The 19,586-nt window shown below is 37.9% G+C and carries 16 protein-coding genes; 8 read left to right on the top strand and 8 right to left on the bottom strand.

The features are described 5' to 3' along the window. Genes CRT24_RS13610 through CRT24_RS13600 form a run of 3 tightly spaced genes read left to right on the top strand, consistent with a single transcriptional unit; the run spans window position 1 to window position 3,923 of the window. Entirely contained in the window at window positions 1-2,010 is a 2,010-nt protein-coding gene (locus tag CRT24_RS13610) for a urocanate hydratase (protein ID WP_099371767.1), read from the top strand. After that, window positions 1,979-3,004, top strand: coding sequence for a formimidoylglutamase (gene hutG, locus CRT24_RS13605; protein ID WP_144034587.1), 1,026 nt, complete (start codon window positions 1,979-1,981; stop codon window positions 3,002-3,004). The genes CRT24_RS13610 and hutG overlap by 32 nt, the downstream gene beginning before the upstream one ends. 40 nt (window positions 3,005-3,044) lie before the next feature. Beyond that, window positions 3,045-3,923 (top strand): pirin family protein, encoded by an 879-nt coding sequence (locus CRT24_RS13600; protein WP_099371765.1) that lies wholly within the window; start codon window positions 3,045-3,047, stop codon window positions 3,921-3,923. A 73-nt stretch (window positions 3,924-3,996) separates the two neighbouring features. Here CRT24_RS13600 and CRT24_RS13595 read toward each other — a convergent pair whose 3' ends face one another. Next, on the bottom strand, window positions 3,997-4,830 hold the full coding sequence (locus tag CRT24_RS13595; protein ID WP_099371764.1) for a sulfurtransferase: 834 nt from the start codon (window positions 4,828-4,830) through the stop codon (window positions 3,997-3,999). Between the two features lie 259 nt (window positions 4,831-5,089). Between CRT24_RS13595 and CRT24_RS20700 the strand changes: the two genes are divergently transcribed. Beyond that, window positions 5,090-5,320 (top strand): hypothetical protein, encoded by a 231-nt coding sequence (locus tag CRT24_RS20700; RefSeq protein WP_144034586.1) that lies wholly within the window; start codon window positions 5,090-5,092, stop codon window positions 5,318-5,320. A 251-nt stretch (window positions 5,321-5,571) separates the two neighbouring features. On the opposite strand, the gene rpsA is transcribed toward CRT24_RS20700, so the two are convergent. The 6 genes from rpsA to CRT24_RS13565 all read right to left on the bottom strand — a co-directional run bounded on the left by rpsA (window position 5,572) and on the right by CRT24_RS13565 (window position 13,071). Continuing rightward, window positions 5,572-7,506, bottom strand: coding sequence for a 30S ribosomal protein S1 (rpsA, locus tag CRT24_RS13590; protein ID WP_099371763.1), 1,935 nt, complete (start codon window positions 7,504-7,506; stop codon window positions 5,572-5,574). Between the two features lie 104 nt (window positions 7,507-7,610). Further along, window positions 7,611-9,677 carry an ATP-binding protein gene (locus CRT24_RS13585; protein WP_180269139.1) on the bottom strand — a complete coding sequence of 689 codons (2,067 nt, stop codon included), beginning with the start codon at window positions 9,675-9,677 and terminating at the stop codon, window positions 7,611-7,613. 170 nt (window positions 9,678-9,847) lie between these two features. Continuing rightward, window positions 9,848-10,819: a YihY/virulence factor BrkB family protein gene (locus tag CRT24_RS13580; protein WP_099371761.1), complete on the bottom strand. Its 972-nt coding sequence runs from the start codon at window positions 10,817-10,819 to the stop codon at window positions 9,848-9,850. Then, the gene (locus tag CRT24_RS13575; protein WP_099371760.1) at window positions 10,820-11,230 is read right to left on the bottom strand and encodes a thioesterase family protein; all 411 of its coding nucleotides are present in this window, start codon (window positions 11,228-11,230) and stop codon (window positions 10,820-10,822) included. 1 nt (window position 11,231) lies between these two features. Then, the gene (gene mltG / locus CRT24_RS13570; RefSeq protein ID WP_099371759.1) at window positions 11,232-12,275 is read right to left on the bottom strand and encodes an endolytic transglycosylase MltG; all 1,044 of its coding nucleotides are present in this window, start codon (window positions 12,273-12,275) and stop codon (window positions 11,232-11,234) included. A gap of 1 nt (window position 12,276) precedes the next feature. After that, window positions 12,277-13,071: a PASTA domain-containing protein gene (locus CRT24_RS13565; RefSeq protein ID WP_099371758.1), complete on the bottom strand. Its 795-nt coding sequence runs from the start codon at window positions 13,069-13,071 to the stop codon at window positions 12,277-12,279. A 137-nt stretch (window positions 13,072-13,208) separates the two neighbouring features. On the opposite strand from CRT24_RS13565, the gene CRT24_RS13560 reads away from it, so the two are divergent. Further along, window positions 13,209-14,213, top strand: coding sequence for a D-alanine--D-alanine ligase (locus tag CRT24_RS13560; RefSeq protein WP_099371757.1), 1,005 nt, complete (start codon window positions 13,209-13,211; stop codon window positions 14,211-14,213). 149 nt (window positions 14,214-14,362) lie between these two features. On the opposite strand, the gene CRT24_RS13555 is transcribed toward CRT24_RS13560, so the two are convergent. After that, the gene (locus tag CRT24_RS13555; protein ID WP_099371756.1) at window positions 14,363-17,026 is read right to left on the bottom strand and encodes a M14 metallopeptidase family protein; all 2,664 of its coding nucleotides are present in this window, start codon (window positions 17,024-17,026) and stop codon (window positions 14,363-14,365) included. A gap of 151 nt (window positions 17,027-17,177) precedes the next feature. Between CRT24_RS13555 and CRT24_RS13550 the strand changes: the two genes are divergently transcribed. The 3 genes from CRT24_RS13550 (at window position 17,178) to CRT24_RS13540 (ending at window position 19,230) form a co-directional block, all read left to right on the top strand. Beyond that, the gene (locus tag CRT24_RS13550) at window positions 17,178-18,038 is read left to right on the top strand and encodes an N-acetylglucosamine kinase (RefSeq protein WP_099371755.1); all 861 of its coding nucleotides are present in this window, start codon (window positions 17,178-17,180) and stop codon (window positions 18,036-18,038) included. A 12-nt stretch (window positions 18,039-18,050) separates the two neighbouring features. Beyond that, on the top strand, window positions 18,051-18,563 hold the full coding sequence (locus CRT24_RS13545) for a glutathione peroxidase (RefSeq protein ID WP_257214047.1): 513 nt from the start codon (window positions 18,051-18,053) through the stop codon (window positions 18,561-18,563). 112 nt (window positions 18,564-18,675) lie between these two features. Then, window positions 18,676-19,230 (top strand): hypothetical protein, encoded by a 555-nt coding sequence (locus tag CRT24_RS13540; protein WP_099371753.1) that lies wholly within the window; start codon window positions 18,676-18,678, stop codon window positions 19,228-19,230. The last annotated feature ends 356 nt before the right edge of the window (window positions 19,231-19,586 follow it).

The following is a 19,586-nucleotide window of genomic DNA, read 5'->3' as shown; positions in this document are numbered from 1 at the left end:
ATGACTGAAAAAGAATTTAAAGCATCAATCGTTCAGGGTATCCCAAAGGAACTACCTAAGAAAGTTGATTTAGATCATACGGTAAGCCATGCTCCAAAACGCAAGGCAATTTTGACAAAAGATGAAGAGAAATTAGCTGTTCGAAATGCATTAAGGTATTTCCCCAAGGAATGGCACGAAGAACTGGCTGCGGATTTTTTGGATGAGTTAAGGACTTATGGACGAATTTATATGTATAGGTTTAGGCCTTCCTATAAAATGTTTGCAAGACCGATCAATTCATACCCTGCAAAGAGTCAACAAGCAGCTGCAATTATGTTGATGATCCAGAACAATTTAGATCCAGCTGTAGCACAACACCCGCATGAATTAATCACCTATGGTGGTAATGGTGCTGTTTTTCAAAATTGGGCTCAGTACTTGGTTACTATGAGCTACTTGTCAAAAATGACCGATAGCCAAACACTACACATGTATTCAGGACATCCGATGGGATTATTCCCTTCATCCGAAAATGCTCCTAGGGTAGTAGTTACCAATGGTATGATGATACCCAATTATTCTAAACCTGATGATTGGGAGAAGTACAATGCATTAGGAGTAACACAATATGGACAGATGACCGCTGGATCGTACATGTATATCGGACCTCAAGGAATCGTTCATGGCACCACAATCACAGTGATGAATGCATTCCGAAAACACCTCAAAGAAGGTGAAGATATCAAAGGGAAAGTCTTTGTAACTTCAGGATTGGGAGGTATGAGCGGAGCTCAACCGAAAGCTGGAAATATTGCAGGATGTATCACCGTATGCGCAGAGGTGAATCCCGCAGCTGCCAGAAAAAGACACGAGCAAGGTTGGGTGGATATATTGGTTGAGGATATAGAAAACCTAATAACTGCTGTGAAAACTGCAATTGAGAAAAAAGAAACAGTTTCTATCGCTTATATTGGTAATATCGTGGATGTCTGGGAACAATTCTACAGACAAAATATAACGGTTACTGTAGGGTCTGATCAGACCTCTCTTCACAATCCATGGTCGGGAGGTTACTATCCTGTTGATTTATCTTTTGAAGAATCAAATAATTTAATAGCCAATAATCCTGAGCAGTTCAAAAAAGAAGTCCAAAGGACACTGATTAGACATGCTGACGCTATCAACAAACATGTGGAGCGTGGCACTTACTTTTTTGATTATGGAAATGCTTTTTTATTGGAAGCAAGCCGTGCAGGTGCAGATATCATGGCATCCGATGGAATTAATTTCAAATATCCATCATATGTGCAAGATATTCTGGGGCCTATGTGTTTTGACTATGGGTTTGGTCCATTTAGATGGGTTTGTACCTCTGGAAAAGCTGAAGACCTCAGAACAACAGATCGCTTGGCATTGGAAGTCCTGAGAGACCTTCAAAAAAATGCTTCTCAAGAAATTTTCCAGCAAATGGAAGACAATATAAAATGGATACAGGAAGCGGAACAGAATAAATTGGTCGTTGGGTCACAAGCTCGTATTTTATATGCTGATGCACTGGGTAGAATGAAAATCGCAGAAGCATTTAACAATGCAGTAAATGACGGACGACTTTCTGCTCCTGTTGTCCTAGGGAGAGATCACCATGATGTAAGCGGTACAGATTCTCCTTATCGTGAGACAAGTAATATTTATGACGGCAGTAAATTTACTGCTGATATGGCTATACACAACGTAATCGGGGATAGCTTCCGCGGTGCAACCTGGGTTTCTATCCATAATGGAGGTGGCGTAGGTTGGGGTGAAGTGATCAATGGCGGTTTTGGTATGTTATTGGATGGGTCTATGGAAAGTGACACCAAATTAAAGCAAATGCTGTTCTTTGATGTCAACAATGGTATTGCCAGAAGAGCATGGGCAAGAAACAAGGAGGCTCTCAGTGCAATCGAAACTGAACTAGAAAGAACTTCAACCCTGAAAATTACAAAACCAGAATTGGTTGAAGACAGTATTATCGACAACCTATTTTAAGGAGGAAATTATGGAATCACTTGGAAATGTTTTTTATAAACCTGGGGAGCCACAAAATTGGATAGGACGCAATGATGGAGATACCCCGGAATTAAAGCGGTGGCATCAGATTATTGAATTTATAAATCTAGACGATCATTTGCCAGATCTAAATTCTCAATATGTGCTCTTGGGTTTCTGTTGTGATGAAGGAGTGAAAAGAAACCAAGGTAGAGTAGGTGCGAAGGATGCGCCAGAGGCATTAAGGAAAGTCTTGGCAAACCTCCCTAATCATCTCCCTAATTCCAGAAAAATAGTCGATGCAGGTGATGTAATATGCATTTCAGACGATATGGAAAGCGCCCAGAATGAACTTTCTAAAAGAGTGGCTCAAATTCTTGAAATAGGTGCTTTTCCTATTGTGCTGGGTGGTGGACATGAAGTTACTTACGCTCACTTCAATGGACTCAAGAGATACAGTATGTCCAAGAAAATCGGAGTTGTCAATTTGGACGCCCATTTAGATATCCGAACCACCATAGATAATCAAGGAAATTCAGGCACTGGATTTTACCAGATAATCGAAGAAGGGATCAAGGAAGGAAACAGCGTGAAATATCTTGCCATCGGTATTCAAGATATTAGCAATACAAAAGCATTGTTTGATTTTGCACAAGAAAGAGGGGTTGAAATCATTAAAGCTGATCAGATAAATGCTGAGAATCTTCAAAATATCAAAACCCAGATCCTTGAATTTTCTAAAAAGGTGGACCATATTTATGTTACCGTAGATATGGATTTCTTTGCTTCAGCATTTGCACCTGGAGTTAGTGCTACAGCCTTCAATGGCGTCATACCGGATGCAACTTTTCAGACTATTTATCAGACGATAATTTCGCTACCAAATTTGGACTGCATTGATTTTGCAGAACTAAATCCCATATTCGATATTGACAATAGAACGACAAAATTAGCGTGCGATTTGATTTTTAAGCTCGTTAAGAAGCCTCTTTAATTCGTAACTTTAAAGAAATAGAACACTAATTAAGGAGTTTATGTCGAATATTGATTTCATCAGAGAAGAAACTGCTGCAAACATCGGGAATTTTATGGTCGGAAGGTTGCTACCATTCCGCCAGAAAAGATCTATCGGTCCATTCGTATTTATTGACCATATGGGTCCTGCATGTCTTGCAGACCATGAGAATTTAGATGTTGGCCCTCATCCACATATTGGATTGTCAACCCTTACATATTTATTTGATGGGTCCATCTTTCATAGGGACAGCTTGGGTACAGCAATGGAAATAAAACCTGGAGCTGTCAACTGGATGACTGCCGGCAAAGGTGTGGTGCATTCTGAAAGAACACCAGAATATTTAAGGGTAAAGGATAAATATTTACACGGATTACAGATCTGGGTGGCATTGCCAAAAGACCTGGAATTTATGGAACCTGAATTTCATCATACCGAAGCTGATCAAATCCCTGCATGGGAGGAGGATGGAGTAAAGTATAAGTTGATCGCAGGTGAAGCTTTTAGCAAAAAATCTCCAGTACCCGTTTATAGTAAATTGTATATGATAGAGGTGAAGGCAGAAAAAGATGCATTGATCGATATCAAAGGAGAGCTTTATGGCGAGAGTGGGCTTTATATCCTGGAAGGGGAGATTGAGAGCAATGGATTTACTTATGGTCCCAAACAAATATTAATTACATTGGATGCCCATCTTTGTACCTTTGAAATGAAAGCTGGCACCACAGTTTATATATTTGGTGGCGAACCTTTTCCGGAGGAAAGATTTATATCATGGAATTTTGTTGCGAGCAGTAGAGAAACTATCGATGCAGCCAAAGAAAAATGGATCAACCATGAATTTCCAAAAATACCAGGAGATGATGGTTATGTACCACTTCCAAGTCAATCAAAATAACATCAAGAGATTAAAATAAAAAAGCCGCTCATTCAACAGATAGGGCGGCTTTTATTTTTATACTGGTGGGTCATCAGTCTTTTTCCACAGGAACTTCCGTATCTGCTCCCCATTCGCTCCATGAGCCATCATAAATGGTCACGTAATCATTGCCCAATTCATAGGCTCCGAGTGCAATAATAGCAGCTGAAATACCCGATCCGCAGGTAAAGATATTCTGCTTACCGCTATCTATTTTTCCCTCATATAATCTTTGGAGTTCCATGTCATCTTGGTAATTAATGCCGTCCAAAACCTGGTCAAAGGGCAAATTCTTGGATCCCGGAATATGGCCAGACCTTAAACCTTCGCGCGGTTCTGGCGCAGTGCCATGAAATCGACCTGATGATCGAGCATCCGTGATGGTGAAATCATCATCTCCCAATCTTTCAACCAATTCCTCTTTGGATATAAACCATTCATAATTGGGTTTCGCTTTAAAGTTACCTTGTGCTTCAGGAGTCCTATAATCATCTACAATAGGTAATCCAGCAGCTTTCCACGCTGGTTCTCCTCCGTTAAGTACAAACACCTCTTCCAATCCCATGTACCGAAACATCCACCATGCCCTCGGACTTGAATAGACACCCCATCGATCATACACTATAACCGTAGAATCCTGGTTGATTCCCAGTTTCTTTGTTTCTTTTGAAAACTGCTCCGGACTGACCATCGTATGAGGGAAACCACTCTTATGATCCGAAAAAACACCTTCAATGTCAAAAAACTGACTGTTGGGAATTAACGACAGTTTACTGTTGTCCATTTTCTCGTTGACCTTGTCAATCGTTGCATCCAATACAATGGCATTATCCTCATTAATTAATTTGAGTGCTTGATCGGTGCTGATTAGAGCTGAAGTTCTCATGTTCTATAGGATTGGAATAAAACATTAAATTAACAATAAAATAGACATTAGACAACAAACTAATAGACATTAGACACAAGACATTAGACACTAGACATATGTCTAATACACACTGGACCTATGACATAAAACTAATAGATCTTTGTCGTAATATATAGTGTCGGGTGGGGACACCCGCCACGGCATGAATGGAAGTGACACCCGCTACGGCATGAATGGTGAGGCACCAACTACGGTAAACTAACTCCCTTTCTGTGGCATGTCTGCTAAAGAAATGATTTTGCGCTTTGCCTTTCTTATGTCTTATGTCTTATGTCTTATGTCTAAAAAAAAACAAAGCCAATCTATAGATTTTAAAATCACTTCAACAATCATCGTCATCGCTGTGATACGCTTGTTAAAAACACAACCTGCCCACCCAGAAGTTATTTTTGGAGAGACACCAACCACAGCGAAAAAAAAGGCAATAGGCCTTTGTCGTAATATATAGTGTCGGGTGGGGACACCCGCCACGGCGTGAATAGAGGGGACACTCGCCACGGCATGAATGGAAGTGACACCCGCTACGCCATGAATGGTGAGGCACCAACTTCGGTAAACTAACTCCCTTTCTGTGGCATGTCTGCTAAAGAAATTTTTCGCCCTGCCATTTCTTATGTCTTTTGTCTTATGTCTAATGTCTAAAAAAAACAAAGCCCCGACTTTTCAATCGGGGCTTCGTTTTTTTATTTAAAAACCTAATTATTTAGATTTTTTCTCGTCGTCTTCCATTTGCTCTTTCAATTGAGCTAATACGTCAAGATCACCTAAAGTTGATTTCTCAACTGAATCTTTAACTTTTTTCACTGCTGAGTTAGCAGCTTTAGCTTCTTTTTTACGAGCGTTGAACTCTTCGATACGAGCTTCAGCTTTAGCATCTTCCCAAATACGAGAGTGAGAAATAACTAGACGTTTGTTTTCTTTGTTGAACTCGATGATTTTGAATTCAGCAACTTCGTCAACTTTCAATGCAGAACCGTCTTCTTTTACAGAGTGCTTGTTAGGACAGAATCCTTCAACACCATATTGTAAAGCAACGATATCTCCTTTGTCACCAACTTTGATTACTGTACCTTCGTGAACTGAACCTTCAGTGAAGATAGTTTCGAAAGTATCCCAAGGGTTTTCCTCTAATTGTTTGTGACCTAATGAAAGCTTGCGGTTTTCTTCGTCTAATTCTAAAACCACAACGTCTAATCTTTCACCTACTTTAGTAAATTCGTTAGGGTGGTTAACTTTCTTAGACCATGAAAGGTCAGAAATGTGAATTAAACCGTCGATTCCGTCTTCTAACTCAACGAATACACCGAAGTTAGTCATGTTCTTAACAACTGCTGATTGTTTAGAACCAACTGGGTAACGTTCAGTGATGTTTTGCCAAGGGTCAGGAGTCAATTGTTTGATACCTAAGCTCATTTTGCGCTCTTCACGATCTAATGTTAAGATCTCAGCTTCGATTTCGTCACCTACTTTCAAGAACTCTTGTGGAGAACGTAAGTTTTGAGACCAAGACATTTCTGAAACGTGGATCAATCCTTCAACACCAGGGATGATTTCTAAGAATGCACCGTAGTCAGCTACAGTAACGATCTTACCTTTAACTTTAGAACCGATTTCTAAGTTCTTGTCTAAAGATTCCCAAGGGTGCTCAGAAAGTTGTTTCAAGCCTAATGCGATACGTTTTTTCTCATCATCAAAGTCAAGAACTACAACGTTGATAGTTTGGTCTAATGACAATACCTCTTTTGGATGCTCGATACGGCCCCAAGAGATGTCTGTAATGTGTAGTAATCCGTCAACACCACCCAAGTCGATGAACACACCGAAGTCAGTGATATTTTTAACAGTACCTTCCAATACTTGTCCTTTTTCCAATTTCGCAACGATTTCTGATTTTTGGTTTTCTAAATCGTCCTCGATCAATACTTTGTGAGAAACTACTACGTTTTTGAATTCGTGGTTGATTTTCACAACTTTGAACTCCATAGTTTTACCTACGTATACATCATAGTCACGGATAGGTTTGATATCAATTTGAGATCCTGGTAAGAAAGCCTCAACACCTTTGATGTCTACAATTAAACCACCTTTTGTACGTGATTTAACGAAACCATCGATAACTTTGTCATTTTCCAAAGCCTCGTTGATTTCTTCCCAAGATTTTTGAGTTTTCGCACGTTTGCGTGATAATACTAATTGACCGTTTGCATCCTCTTGCGATTCTACAAATACGTCAACCGTATCACCGATTTTTAAGTCAGGTAAGTCACGGAACTCAGATAATGCTACTAGACCGTCTGATTTGAAACCGATGTTTAAAACAACATCTTTGTTATTGATAGATACAACTGATCCCTCAATAATCTCACCTTGATTGATTTGGTTGAATGTTCCAGCGTACTGCTCTTCTAATTTAGTACGTTCTGAATCACTGTAGTTACCAAAAGCTTTTTCATCAAGATCCCAGTCGAAGTCCCCAGAAGGAGTACTCCAAGTGTTTGATTTAATCTCATCGATTAAATTTGAATCTGCCTCAGACTCAATCTTTTCAGTGTCCTTCACAACTTTTGTGTCAGCACCTTGTAGCTCTGCATTTTTTGCCGCTAACTCTTTTTCTGCTTCTTGTTTTTTTGCCATTAATTAATAATCTCCTTTTCCCTACAATGTAGGGATTGCAAAGATACGAAAAACTTTTATTTACAATAGTTTAGATGTAAAAAAGTTTAAAAAGATTGAAATTATTAAGATTCCTGGCTCAGCTCATCGCTGTCCTCAAAGATAGGATAGATAGTTTTTACAATGATCTCCGTTAATTTACGCTCATTGAAAGGTTTAATCAAGATGCCATCGAAATTAACCTTACGCTCTTTCTCTAACTTCTTAACCTGCTCATTATCAGATGATGTAGCAATAATCTTCACAGAATCGTATAATGGATTCTCTCGAACAGTCGCCAAAAGTTCATCGCCTGTCATAACCGGCATATTGATATCTGTAACAACAACATCTATTGGAAATCTGCTAATTACATCTAAGGCCTCTTTACCATTGGTGGCGGTCTTTACATGGGTGTGTAACGAAAAGAACTGTTTTAAATATAATAAATTCAAGGCATTGTCGTCCACAATCAACCATCTCAAATCTTTGGAAAAATCACTGATCTTTTGGATGTTCAAGGTGTTTTTCCTTCTGAATTTTGGCTTAGGAATTGGAATCTCAACCTTAAAAGTAGTTCCTTGACCTGCATTGGTCTTAAAGTTTATTTTCCCTTTTAATGTATTTACGATGTTTTTGGTAATGTATAAGCCCAAACCGACGCCACCTTCTACTTTATTAGATTTATTAACCGTGTAATATTTCTTGAAAATATTCTTTTTTAGAGCCTCCGGAATTCCTTGCCCTTGGTCCGAAACCTTAAAGATCAAATTGCTCTGGTCATCCACAAAGGCTGTTGCTACAACCTTGCCGGCATTGGAGTATTTAATGGCATTGCTCACCAGGTTGCTCATAATCTGGCGAACCTTAAATTCATCTGAAAAGATAATGGTGGGTTGATCCTTGTCCAATGTATATTCCAATTCTATACCTTTCATTTCAGCATGGTTCCGATGGGTCTCTACAACCTCAATCAATAAATCCGCATAATCAAAGTGAATAGCTTCAATGTTGTCATGCTGATCGATCTTACTCAGATTTAAGATATCATTGATTGTCTTCGATGTCGCTGTAATATTTGTGTATGCTGATTCCAGCAGTTGTACATCCTTAGCTTGATATAAATCCTTACGGCTCTTCAATAGATCCACAATTCCAATTAAGGAGTTAATAGGCGTTCTGATTTCGTGGGTGATCTCAGCCAGGATATCAGTTTTCTGCTCTGCTAATTTAGAAGCGTAGATTTTTTCATCCAACAGTTTTCGTTCATAATAGCTGGTGAAAAACTGATAATACACCAATATACAGATGACGATAAATACAAAGGTTAGCGAAATAATAATCTGCCATTTGAATGTATCGGTTTTGCCGATTAGGATGCTCAGTTCATGGTCTGTTTTGTCCCTTTGGATCTGAATCCTATCTTCATGGATAATTCTTATCAATTGATTGGCACTGTGCAACAAAGTGAAATTATCTGCCAATAGAGAACGTTCGCTTTTTCGGATTTCAGTTAAAGTTCTTTTTAACTCATCCATTTTATTTTTGGTCTGCGAATTTTTTTCTCGGATAATATTCTTGAGATTATTGTTTTGAGCTACCACTTGCTCTGTATGGCCTGGATTATCAGGTTCAACAGTGATGGTGTCATCACCTTTCTGAAAAATCCGTTTGATAAGAGATTTCTTTTTGACTACTACTGTTTTTGGCTCTTGAACAACGATAGGTGAGGGAACCTTAGCTTGAGGCAAATCAAAAATCGTTTCATCCGTTGATTCCATCCTAAAACTTTTTAGTGTTTCAGATGCTACAAGCATGGAATCCAACTTGTTGTTCAACAGCGTATACTTTGGCATCAAATCCTCAAGGCTTCTCCCTTTATAAGAACTATCTCCCTGTACCTTGGATTCCTTGGTCCGGATCTGAATCAAAGAGTCTACAGATGTTTTTAATTTAACGAGCTTGGTCCTGTAGAGGTTGTAATCTCGCATATTATAGGTAATGGAGAATTTACGGAAATGATCCTCCGCATCACTGAAGATGTTCAATAGTTCCGTGAAATTGTTCTGGTCGCTATTTACCGAGGTGTAAATATTCTGAATTTTATTTTGGATGCTCTTATACTGGATATATGAGAAAATAAAAAAAATCACAAAAGTTATGAATAATACTATTATAGAACTCAATAGTATATTTCGAACATTTTTATTCCGAATACTTCTCTTTTGTAACTCTTTGTTTTCCATCCCGTAATTTTTCAGTTAATACTTGAGGTGCGTTAACAACTCAATTAAGAGTACAATTATAATAAAATAATCAAAAATTAAATTTTGTTTGGCTTAAAAGAATTATATATACGTGGCTTTACAATTTTTATACTCTGCTTTGAAAGTGCTATACTAGCATTTAATTCGAAGCCTATGATAAGAATAAGGGCATTAATGTACATCCAGATCATGACTACAATCAAAGTTCCGATTGAGCCATAAAGTTTGTTGTAAGCTCCAAAATTGTTGATGTAAAAGGTGAAAAAAGAAAAAGACAGCATCGCTAGCAAAGTGGCCAATGTAGCTCCCGGAGTAAAAAGTTTCCATTTTTTAGTGGAGCTGGGACCAAACTTGTAGATTAAGCTTACAGTAAAAAAATAAATACTAAACAAGATGCTCCATTGTGCTACTTTGATCAAGAATGCCCAAAACCATTTGAGGTCATAATCGATATGGGTCTTCAAGTAGTTGATCAAATAGTTTGAACCAGCATATAATGCAATTCCAACGGCTAGGGCCAAAACAATAGCAAGGGAAAGAGCTAGAGCAACGATTCTTCTTTGGAACCAAGTTCTCGACTCCTTAGAAAGGGATGCTTTGTTAAAACTCATCATCAGGGTGGTCATACCATTGGTCGCAAAGAAAGTACATAATACGAAACCGGCTGACAATAATCCACCATTCTGTCTTTTAATAATATCTTCTAATGTAGCTTCCAGGATTTCGTAAGCGTTATTGGGAAGGGCTAGTTGGATTAGCTCCATCAATTGTTCTTGAAAATTATCGACCGGTATATAGGGGATGAGGGTAAATAAAAATATAATCCCGGGAAATACAGCCAACATAAAGTTGTAGGCTAGGGAAGAGGCTTTGTTAAGGATCGATTCACGAGCGATTTCCTGAAAGAAAAACACCATGACGGTATACAGAGGGAGTTTTCCAAAACCAGGCAATGTCGCTGACTTGGTCCATTCGATAAATCTGTCGTAGGGTTTGACGTACAGTAATTGTTGGTGAATTTTTTTCATTTATTCTCCAAAAAATGGAGCCATTTTGTCAATGAAAATCTGTGGAGGTTTGCAGGGTCTGTTCTTTTCTATATCAACAAATACCAATTGGGTTGATCCCGTATTCAGCAACTCACCAGCCTCATTAAACAGCTCATATTCAAATTTAATCCTTATCCCAGGCTTTTCCCGAATATAAGTATTTATCGTCACTAAATCATCATACTTTGCAGCTTTGTTGAATTTGCAGGTCAATTCAATCACTGGGAGCATAACACCCATGTCCTCGAGCTCTTTATAAGAAATTCCTGTGCTTCGAAGCATCTCCGTACGGGCTACTTCATAGTAGGTAGCATAATTGCCATAGTAAACATAGCCCATATTGTCGGTTTCGGCATAACGGACCCTCACTTGATGCTGATATAGAAACATATTATTTCTTAATATTTCTTGCGTCTAATGCTTTTTGGAATTTTCTGGCATTCACCAAATGTTCTGCAACAGTCTGTGCGTACAAATGATATCCTGAAAAATCATCCTTGGCACACATGTAAATATATGGATGATGCTCATAGTTCAATACCGCATCAATAGATGCAATACTAGGCATCATGATAGGACCCGGAGGCAATCCTTTGTAACGATAAGTATTATATGGATTGTCAATGGTCAAATGTCTGTTCAATACACGACGGATCGTAAAATCATTGTTTGCAAAGATTACAGTAGGGTCAGCCTGTAGAAGCATCCCTTTCTTCAATCTGTTCAAATATAGCCCAGCAATCTTTGGCATTTCGTCTTGGTGCAATGCCTCGCCCTTCACGATAGAAGCCAAAGTGCTCACTTCTTGTGTGGTCATTCCCAAAGAGTCAGCCTTTGCTTTTCTCTCGGCAGTCCAGAATTTCTCATATTCCTTTGAAAAACGATCGATTATCTCCTCTGGTTTGGTGTTCCAGTAAATTTCATAGGTGTTTGGAATGAACATGCTGAAGAAATTCTCCTTGTTGAAGCCATATTTTTCAGCTAATTTTTCATCATTCAGTAGATTCAAGAAAGCCAATGAGTCAGCTTCAAAGTCTCTACCTAACAGACCTGCAAAATCTTGTCTCAGACGGATATTCTGAAACCTGAATTTCACCGCATCTTGATATCCAGCACGCAAGTTTCCGATAAATCTGCGGTTGCTAAGATCTTTGCTCAATTTATAGCGACCAGCTTTAATGCCTGTGGATTCTAGGTCCATAGCTTTTGCTACGTAATTAAAGTATGTTGGGTTCTTTACAATGCCTTCAGATTCTATCCTTGAAATTACGCTTTCATAAGGTTCATCTGTCTTTACGTAAAAATATTCCTCATCTGTCGCGATGCTCGGTCCCATAAAAGCTTGGTAACCTATCCATCCTGCAACCAAGGCTACAAGAAGGATTATGATTAGAACCACTCCTAATCCTCTTCTTTTCTTCGTGTTCTGTGTCATGTTATGGGATTTGTGGGGTTGTTACGGGTTCCGCAGTCACTGGTTTGCCCAATGTTACGTGAATTGCATTCCCTATCGAAATAATTTTCGCGCTGGTGTCAGGGTTTTGTTTGACAACAACGGAGCCCAATGTGTCATTAGAGTTGTCTGCAAAGGATACAGAACCTAAGGCCAAGCCTTTCCCTGCCAGTGCAAATTTAGCCTCAGTCAAGTTCAAGCCGATCAATACCGGTATTTCTACTTCATCATCGCCACGACCATTACCCAAGATCAAGCTGATCTTTGAACCTTTAGGAACCATTCTGCCCTGTCTGATAGGTTGACCAGCAAATTTTACATCCAATACCACATCTCTGGCAATATCATTTTTATAAACGGTATCAGCGATTTTTAAAGAATGGTTCTTTAAAATTGCTGATGCTTCAATAAATGTCTTGTCTATGATTTCAGGAAATGCAATTTCCGGAGCGGACTGCGTAATTATAGTCAAATAGATGGTACGACCACCTTTAACATGGGCTTTTGGATCTGGATCTTGATCGATAACCAAACCAGGCTTTGCATCCATCTGGTATATTGAATCAATTTCAACCTCTAGACCAGCTTTGTCCAAAATGTTCAATGCTTCACTGATGTTTAATCCCTTCAGTAATGGAACCTCTTGAGAATCACCATGCTTGGTGTAAATCTTTAACCCGAAATAAACTAAAATAAAAAGAATGACAATGAAAATGAGCCCACTTATCAAGTTTTTTCTGAAAGCACTCGTCCTCAAGTATAAAAAGAACTTAGACATCTAATGTTGTGTTTTTGTAAATCTTATTAACAATATTAATTCCAATTTTTCTATTTCGCATCATTGGACTTAATTAAACGCAAAAATATTCGTTTTTCCTCGTATCTCAAATTATATTTGTTTCTCGATTATTACATATGAAAACTAAAGTAGCATTAATTACTGGAGGATACACCGGAGAGGCTGAAATTTCTTATAAAAGTTCGGCATTTGTGTACTCGCAAATTGATAAAGAAAAATATGATGTTTTCCTTATCGATATTACCCCACAAAGCTGGGGGTATATTGATCAGGACAATCAAAAACATGAAATTGACCGTCAAGACTTTTCTTTGAACATCAATAATGAAAAGATACATTTCGATGTGGCATTTATCATTCTTCATGGAACTCCAGGGGAAGATGGAAGGTTGCAAGGATATTTTGATATGATTGGTTTGCCATATACATCTTGCGGAGCGCTTACATCGTCATTGACCATGAATAAAGGCTATACCAAAGCTATTATACAGGACATCGATCAATTAAATGTTGCACAGTCAGTGCTTTTATTTGACATTGATAGGCCAAAAGCTTCGGAATTTGTGAAAAACAAACTCTCATTGCCCTTATTTGTAAAGCCTAATGCTGGTGGAAGTAGTATCGGTATGAATAAAGTAAATACTTGGGAAGAACTGCCCAAAGCATTGGACGATGCCTATGACGCAGAAGGAACAGGTAAGCAGGTGCTTGTAGAGGAATTTGTAAAAGGTAGAGAATTCTCCCAAGGCATCTATAGGGATTCCAAAGGTGAATTGCAGGTATTGCCAGCAACAGAAGTAATCACCACCCGTGAATTTTTCGACTTTGAGGCAAAATATACGCCTGGGTTAACTCAAGAAATTACTCCTGCAGAAATAAATGCTGACCAAAAAAATAGAGCCGATGAAATCATTAAGGAAATTTATATCCGCTTGAATTGTAAAGGAATGGTACGGGTAGATTTTTTCCTTCAAAATGAAACTGATAAATTCTATTTTATCGAAATCAACACAATCCCAGGACAAACACCACAGAGCTTTATCCCTCAACAAGTCAAAGCATCCGGAAGAACAGCAATAGAATTCTACGGCGAACTGATCGAAGCAGCTCTAATCTCCTAAATAAAGTTTATAGAACATATTAAAGTATAATAATACTTTAATAGACTCTTCATAATAAATTAAAAGGCTCAAAATTTTAGGTGGTTTTAACCATCCAAAAATTTTGAGCCTTTTAATTTCTTCTAAATACTAACTTCTAAATACTACCCTCACATCAATTGATTAAACAGCAGCTTAAATGTCCCATGTGTTTGGGCTCTAAAATTGATGTCATTTCCGAATGAAACCAAGGTTCCTTTTCCTACAGGTGCTTCAAAGGCAAGCACACCATCTTTCAGGTATTTTTGGCCCCAAGACCAACCACTTTTCAGAACCTTTTCTGAATCAAACCATAATATAGGCTTAATCGCAGAGTTTGTAATTTTGTATAGGTTGTCATTGCTGTAATAAACATCGATTTCATCTTCGTATCCCCAAGTGCTATGGCTGTCTTTACCGACTTTAGCTGTAAGTACTGATCCAGGAGTATAGAATTCTGTTCTTTTTAATTCGACTTTATTTGCATCCACAAGGTGGTTTTCTACACCAATCTCTAGGTGCTCCGCAAGATCTGAACTGCTTCCAATCGTTAGCACCTTGCCGCCATTTTCTAGGAAAGATTTTAGAACAGGGATCGTTTTTTCCACCGATGTTCTTCCCCATCTTTCTTTGTAAGGAGAAGGGATGTTTTCAGGAGCTTCAGCTGGCATCCTGCCGTAATATCCGCCAGTACTTTGGCTTGACCCAAAACGAGGAATCGAATTGCCTGGGAAAATAATAATATCATATTTGGCATTCAGGTTACCTTTGTCAATATCTGGAGCATAGACTACATCAAAGTTATAATGGTATTGTTCCAACAAAAATCTCAACCATCCTGATGGCATACTTCCTCCATAAGTATCCCAAAGGGCAATACGCATTGGTTTCAGTTTTTTGCTTTTCTTAGGCAAGTTATTGCTGGTAGCTGTTGCAAAATTCAATTTCACATCAGCTTTATTCTCGACGTAGATATCGCCATTGCTTTCATCTCGCCAAACATTCTTTCCTTGTTTCAATAGATCATTACTTATACGGAAAGATTCGTTAATGGTTGCAGGCAATTTCAGATATTTACCCTTTGATTTTGCAACCTCAGGTAGTTGAATCATCTTACCGATTTCTAGATCTTGGAAAGGACCATTGAAATCATCTAGGACACGGTCAAACTTGACGTCCATTAAATAAGCTAATGTCCAACCTGCAGCGTCGTAAGGTGGAATAGGAGGGCCTCCAGGATATTGGAAATCATCAGGGTGATCCTGTGCCTCAAACATATCTAAGATATGGGGTCTGAAGGCTTGATCTGTTTTTATGATATAAGAATCCTTAGCATATTTTTTGCCATTTACAGTAAAGTCATTGGAAGCCTGTTTTATCTCAATTCCGTTTTGGATCAAGGCATTGATGAAATCTGTTGCTTTAACAAAATCTGGCTGATTGGAAGGAATTATATAACCACGTGGATCGCGTAGAACCTTGTCATTGAATAAGCTTCCCAATAATTTTCTTTCCTCTGCTCTGTTGGATTCAATTTTAGGATCTTTTCTTTTTGCCTGTTGCAATGCCGTGTCAATAACAGCGACGCGGCTAGGTGACAAAGCCCAGAAATCCTTGGAACCGCGCTCAATTGAATTTCTGCCCATTTTGTAGATGTTGTACAAAACTTCATCTTTATAACGGCTAGCATAGTTCAGGATAGCATAATTCAGTGATGTAGAATAATCAATAGACTGCTGAAAATGCCATACTTGGGGAAGTACAGGGTTTTGCGTGTCATTGTTAGGGATCAATCGATTTGGAACCAATGGAATCTCAAATGGAGTAGGGTTGCCAATCATTTCAGTCAATAATCCCATGATATTATGGAAATAGGTAGTTGTTCTCAGCCCTCCATTATACCAAGTAGAAAACACTGAACCATCTTTGGCAGTATAACCGGGTTTATTTTCTACGTTCAATCTGTTTGCCATTGCAGCGCCCAATGCATCAATCCCTGACATCAATAAAGGGTCGAATACATAATTGAAAGGATCTCTATATGGCGCACCTGCCACAACAGCCCCTGCGGGTGCTGTCTGGTGATGATTGTACATGATTTGAGGAACCCATTCTACAAATAACTGTCTTGCCATGTTCTGAGTTTCCTTCAGGTTCAACATAAAGAAATCCCTGTTATTATCGTGGCCGGCATATTTTTGATACAGTACAGGAACAAAGTTGCTCGAGCGCTTCTCCGGAGTTTTTTCCCTCATATACCAATTGGTCACCAATTCTTGTCCATCTGGATTTGCATGAACCAATAGAACAATGGTGTTATCCAAGATATTCTTTGTTTCAGCATCATTTGAAGAGGCCAATAAATAAGCAATCTGAATTAATTGGTGCATACCAACTACCTCTGTCGAGTGCAATCCACCATCGATCCAAACGATACTTTTTCCTTTTTGCGATAGGCTTCTTGCTTCTTCCTCAGTCATTTCAGCCCTTGCCAAACTAGTAGAAATCTTTTTATACTCCTCAAGATTCTGAAGATTCTCAGGGGAACTTACGATCAACATACATTGGTCTCTGCCTTCCTCCGTTTTTCCAATGACCGTATATTTCAAACGATCTGATTGTTGATCTAATTTTTTAAAATAATCTTCGGTTTGAGTGAAGGATGCCAATTGGTAATCATCGCCTATGTTGAACCCAAAATGTTCTTTGGGGCTCGTGATTTGTTGTGCAAATCCGAATTGTACTAAGGCCAATGAAATTAATAGTAACCTGATTAGGTTAAATGAGTTTTTCATATTTCTATTAGGTAATAATTTCTTGCATAAAGATATAAAACCCCGCTTAATTACGGCCAGAAGAGACCTAATTAATCAATTGTTCACAACAATATTACAGTGCTAAATTCTCTTGGATTTTGTATATTTGATTTGATGACATTATTACCATATGATTTTAGTAGCAGATAGCGGATCATCAAGATCAGATTGGATGCTTCATCTTCCAGATAGCAAACCATTACGTTTTAGTACCAAAGGCTTAAATCCTTTTTTTGTTAGCGAGAAAGAAATAGCGGCTATTCTGACAGATGTTCCAGAGATTATTCCATACATCAAAGAAGTTCATGAAGTATATTTTTTCGGTGCTGGTTGTTCTACACCTGATCGAAGAGAGTTAGTTTCGAATGCCCTTACCCAGATTTTCCCAACTTCCTTTATTTCCGTGGAGAGCGATTTATTAGGTTCTGCCTTTGCAACCTTCGGTCAAGGAAAAGGATTAATCTCAAATTTGGGAACAGGCTCGGACATTAGTTTTTATGATGGTGAAAAATTATCTCCCAGTCTTCATGGCAATGGGTACGTGCTTGGAGATGAAGGTTCAGGTGCATGGTTTGGTAAACAGTTGATTACAGCATATCTGTACGAAACAATGCCTAGAGATTTAGCCAGGATCTTCAAAGAATCCCACCCGATTACAAAAGATATCATTATCAAAAATGTCTATCAAAAGGACAGACCAAATGCTTATTTGGCTTCATTTGCTGAATTTATGGCAAATAATAGACAACATCCATATATCGACAACATGCTGAGGAATGGTTTTGATGAATTTGTAAGGACCAATATCATGACCTATCCCAATTTTTGGGAATATGAATGTCATTTTGTAGGACGAATCGCCTATTATTTTGATATTCATTTGAGAGAGGTATGTTCTTTGCACGGGGTAAGGGTTGGCAAAATATTGAGCAGTCCTATCGAACAATTATTCCATTATGTGGTTGATAGAGAACTGAATGTTGAACTTTAAAAATTTTAAACTATGATAATGACCATGATTATGTTGTATACCATGCTTTTTCAGCAACCTACCGTATATGACTATTCTTTCACCTCGATAGACGGAAAGAAAATAAATTTAGCTGATTTCAAAGGGAAACAGTTGCTATTGGTAAACACCGCTTCCAAGTGTGGATTTACTAAGCAGTACAAAGAGCTGCAGGAACTTCATGAGCAGTATGGCGACAAATTGGTTGTCATTGGCTTTCCTTCCGATAATTTCGGAAACCAAGAATACGGCGACAATAAAGAAATTGCTGAATTCTGTGAAAAGAATTTCGGTGTGAATTTTATCCTTTCAGAGAAAGTAGATGTAAAAGGAGATGATCAAACTCCATTGTTCAAATATCTAACAGAAGCTGAAAACCCAGACTTCAAAGGAGACATCAACTGGAACTTTGAGAAATTCCTGATCAACAAAGACGGAAAATTGGTACACCGCTACCGCTCAAAAGTAACTCCACTTGATGAACAAATCACAAAACAGATATTGTAATAACTAATAAAATATTTAGAAGGGCGCTTTTTGGAGCGCCTTTTTTTCGTATCAATGGGATTGTTTTATTTGTTAAGTTTACCGATCTGAAATAATATAGAAAACTGAATAAATGAAGGAAAAAATTAAAAATTATAGTGTTCATTTTGTTAAGGAAATTATTCCCGTAATTGCAGGAATATTAATCGCACTTTTTATTGATAACTGGAATTCTGATAGAAAAGATAAAAATTACATAAATCAAGTACTTACAACAATAAAAAGTGAACTTAAAGGTTCAAAGGAAGATATTAATACAATTATTCCACAACATCAATCATTGATTGATTCCCTTGAATTATATTCAAATAATAAGAACATTTCAATTTTTGATATATTAAGGAAATCTAATGGAATAAATATTCCACAAATTAAGACGAATGCCTGGAAATCTGTTGCTAGTTATAAAATTGATTTAATTGATTTCGATAAAATAACTTTACTTTCTAACATTGAAGATGAAAAAACTACTCTGAATAAAAAAAGTGATTTTTTAATGAGCTTTCTCTATTCGAACATAAATGCCATTGATAAAAATTCAAAATTAACCTTGCAACTCATTCTTAGTGATATTCTTCAAACTGAAAAAACAATGCATAGGAGAATAGAACAATTTGAAACTAGATAAAGTTTTAGAATAAAACTTTGAAAATCCCATAAAATTAAAGGATAGCAATTAACGCTATCCTTTTTTATTACTATCCATAATCCTTTCAGCAAAATCCCTGATTTATGTTTTCTTATTAGGCTTTAACTTATACCTGATAGGGGACTTGTTCCACTCTCCGTCCTCTTTCATTCGGACCTCGTTCGGACCTTGTTCGGGTGTTTTCCGAAGCAGCTCCGAACGAGGTCCGAACAAAGTCCGAACAAGAGACGAATGAGAGTAGAACGAAAGTTAGATATGAGATATGAGATATGAGATTTGAGAATGAGATGAATTGCATAAAGACATCAGTCAAAAGGCAAAAAAGAGACTAGAGT

Source organism: Sphingobacterium sp. 1.A.5 (assembly GCF_002734235.1).
In the GTDB taxonomy this organism is placed as follows: Bacteria; Bacteroidota; Bacteroidia; order Sphingobacteriales; family Sphingobacteriaceae; genus Sphingobacterium; species Sphingobacterium daejeonense.
The sequence above is the reverse complement of the archived record's forward strand: the minus strand, read 5'-3'. Positions and strand labels throughout refer to the sequence as shown.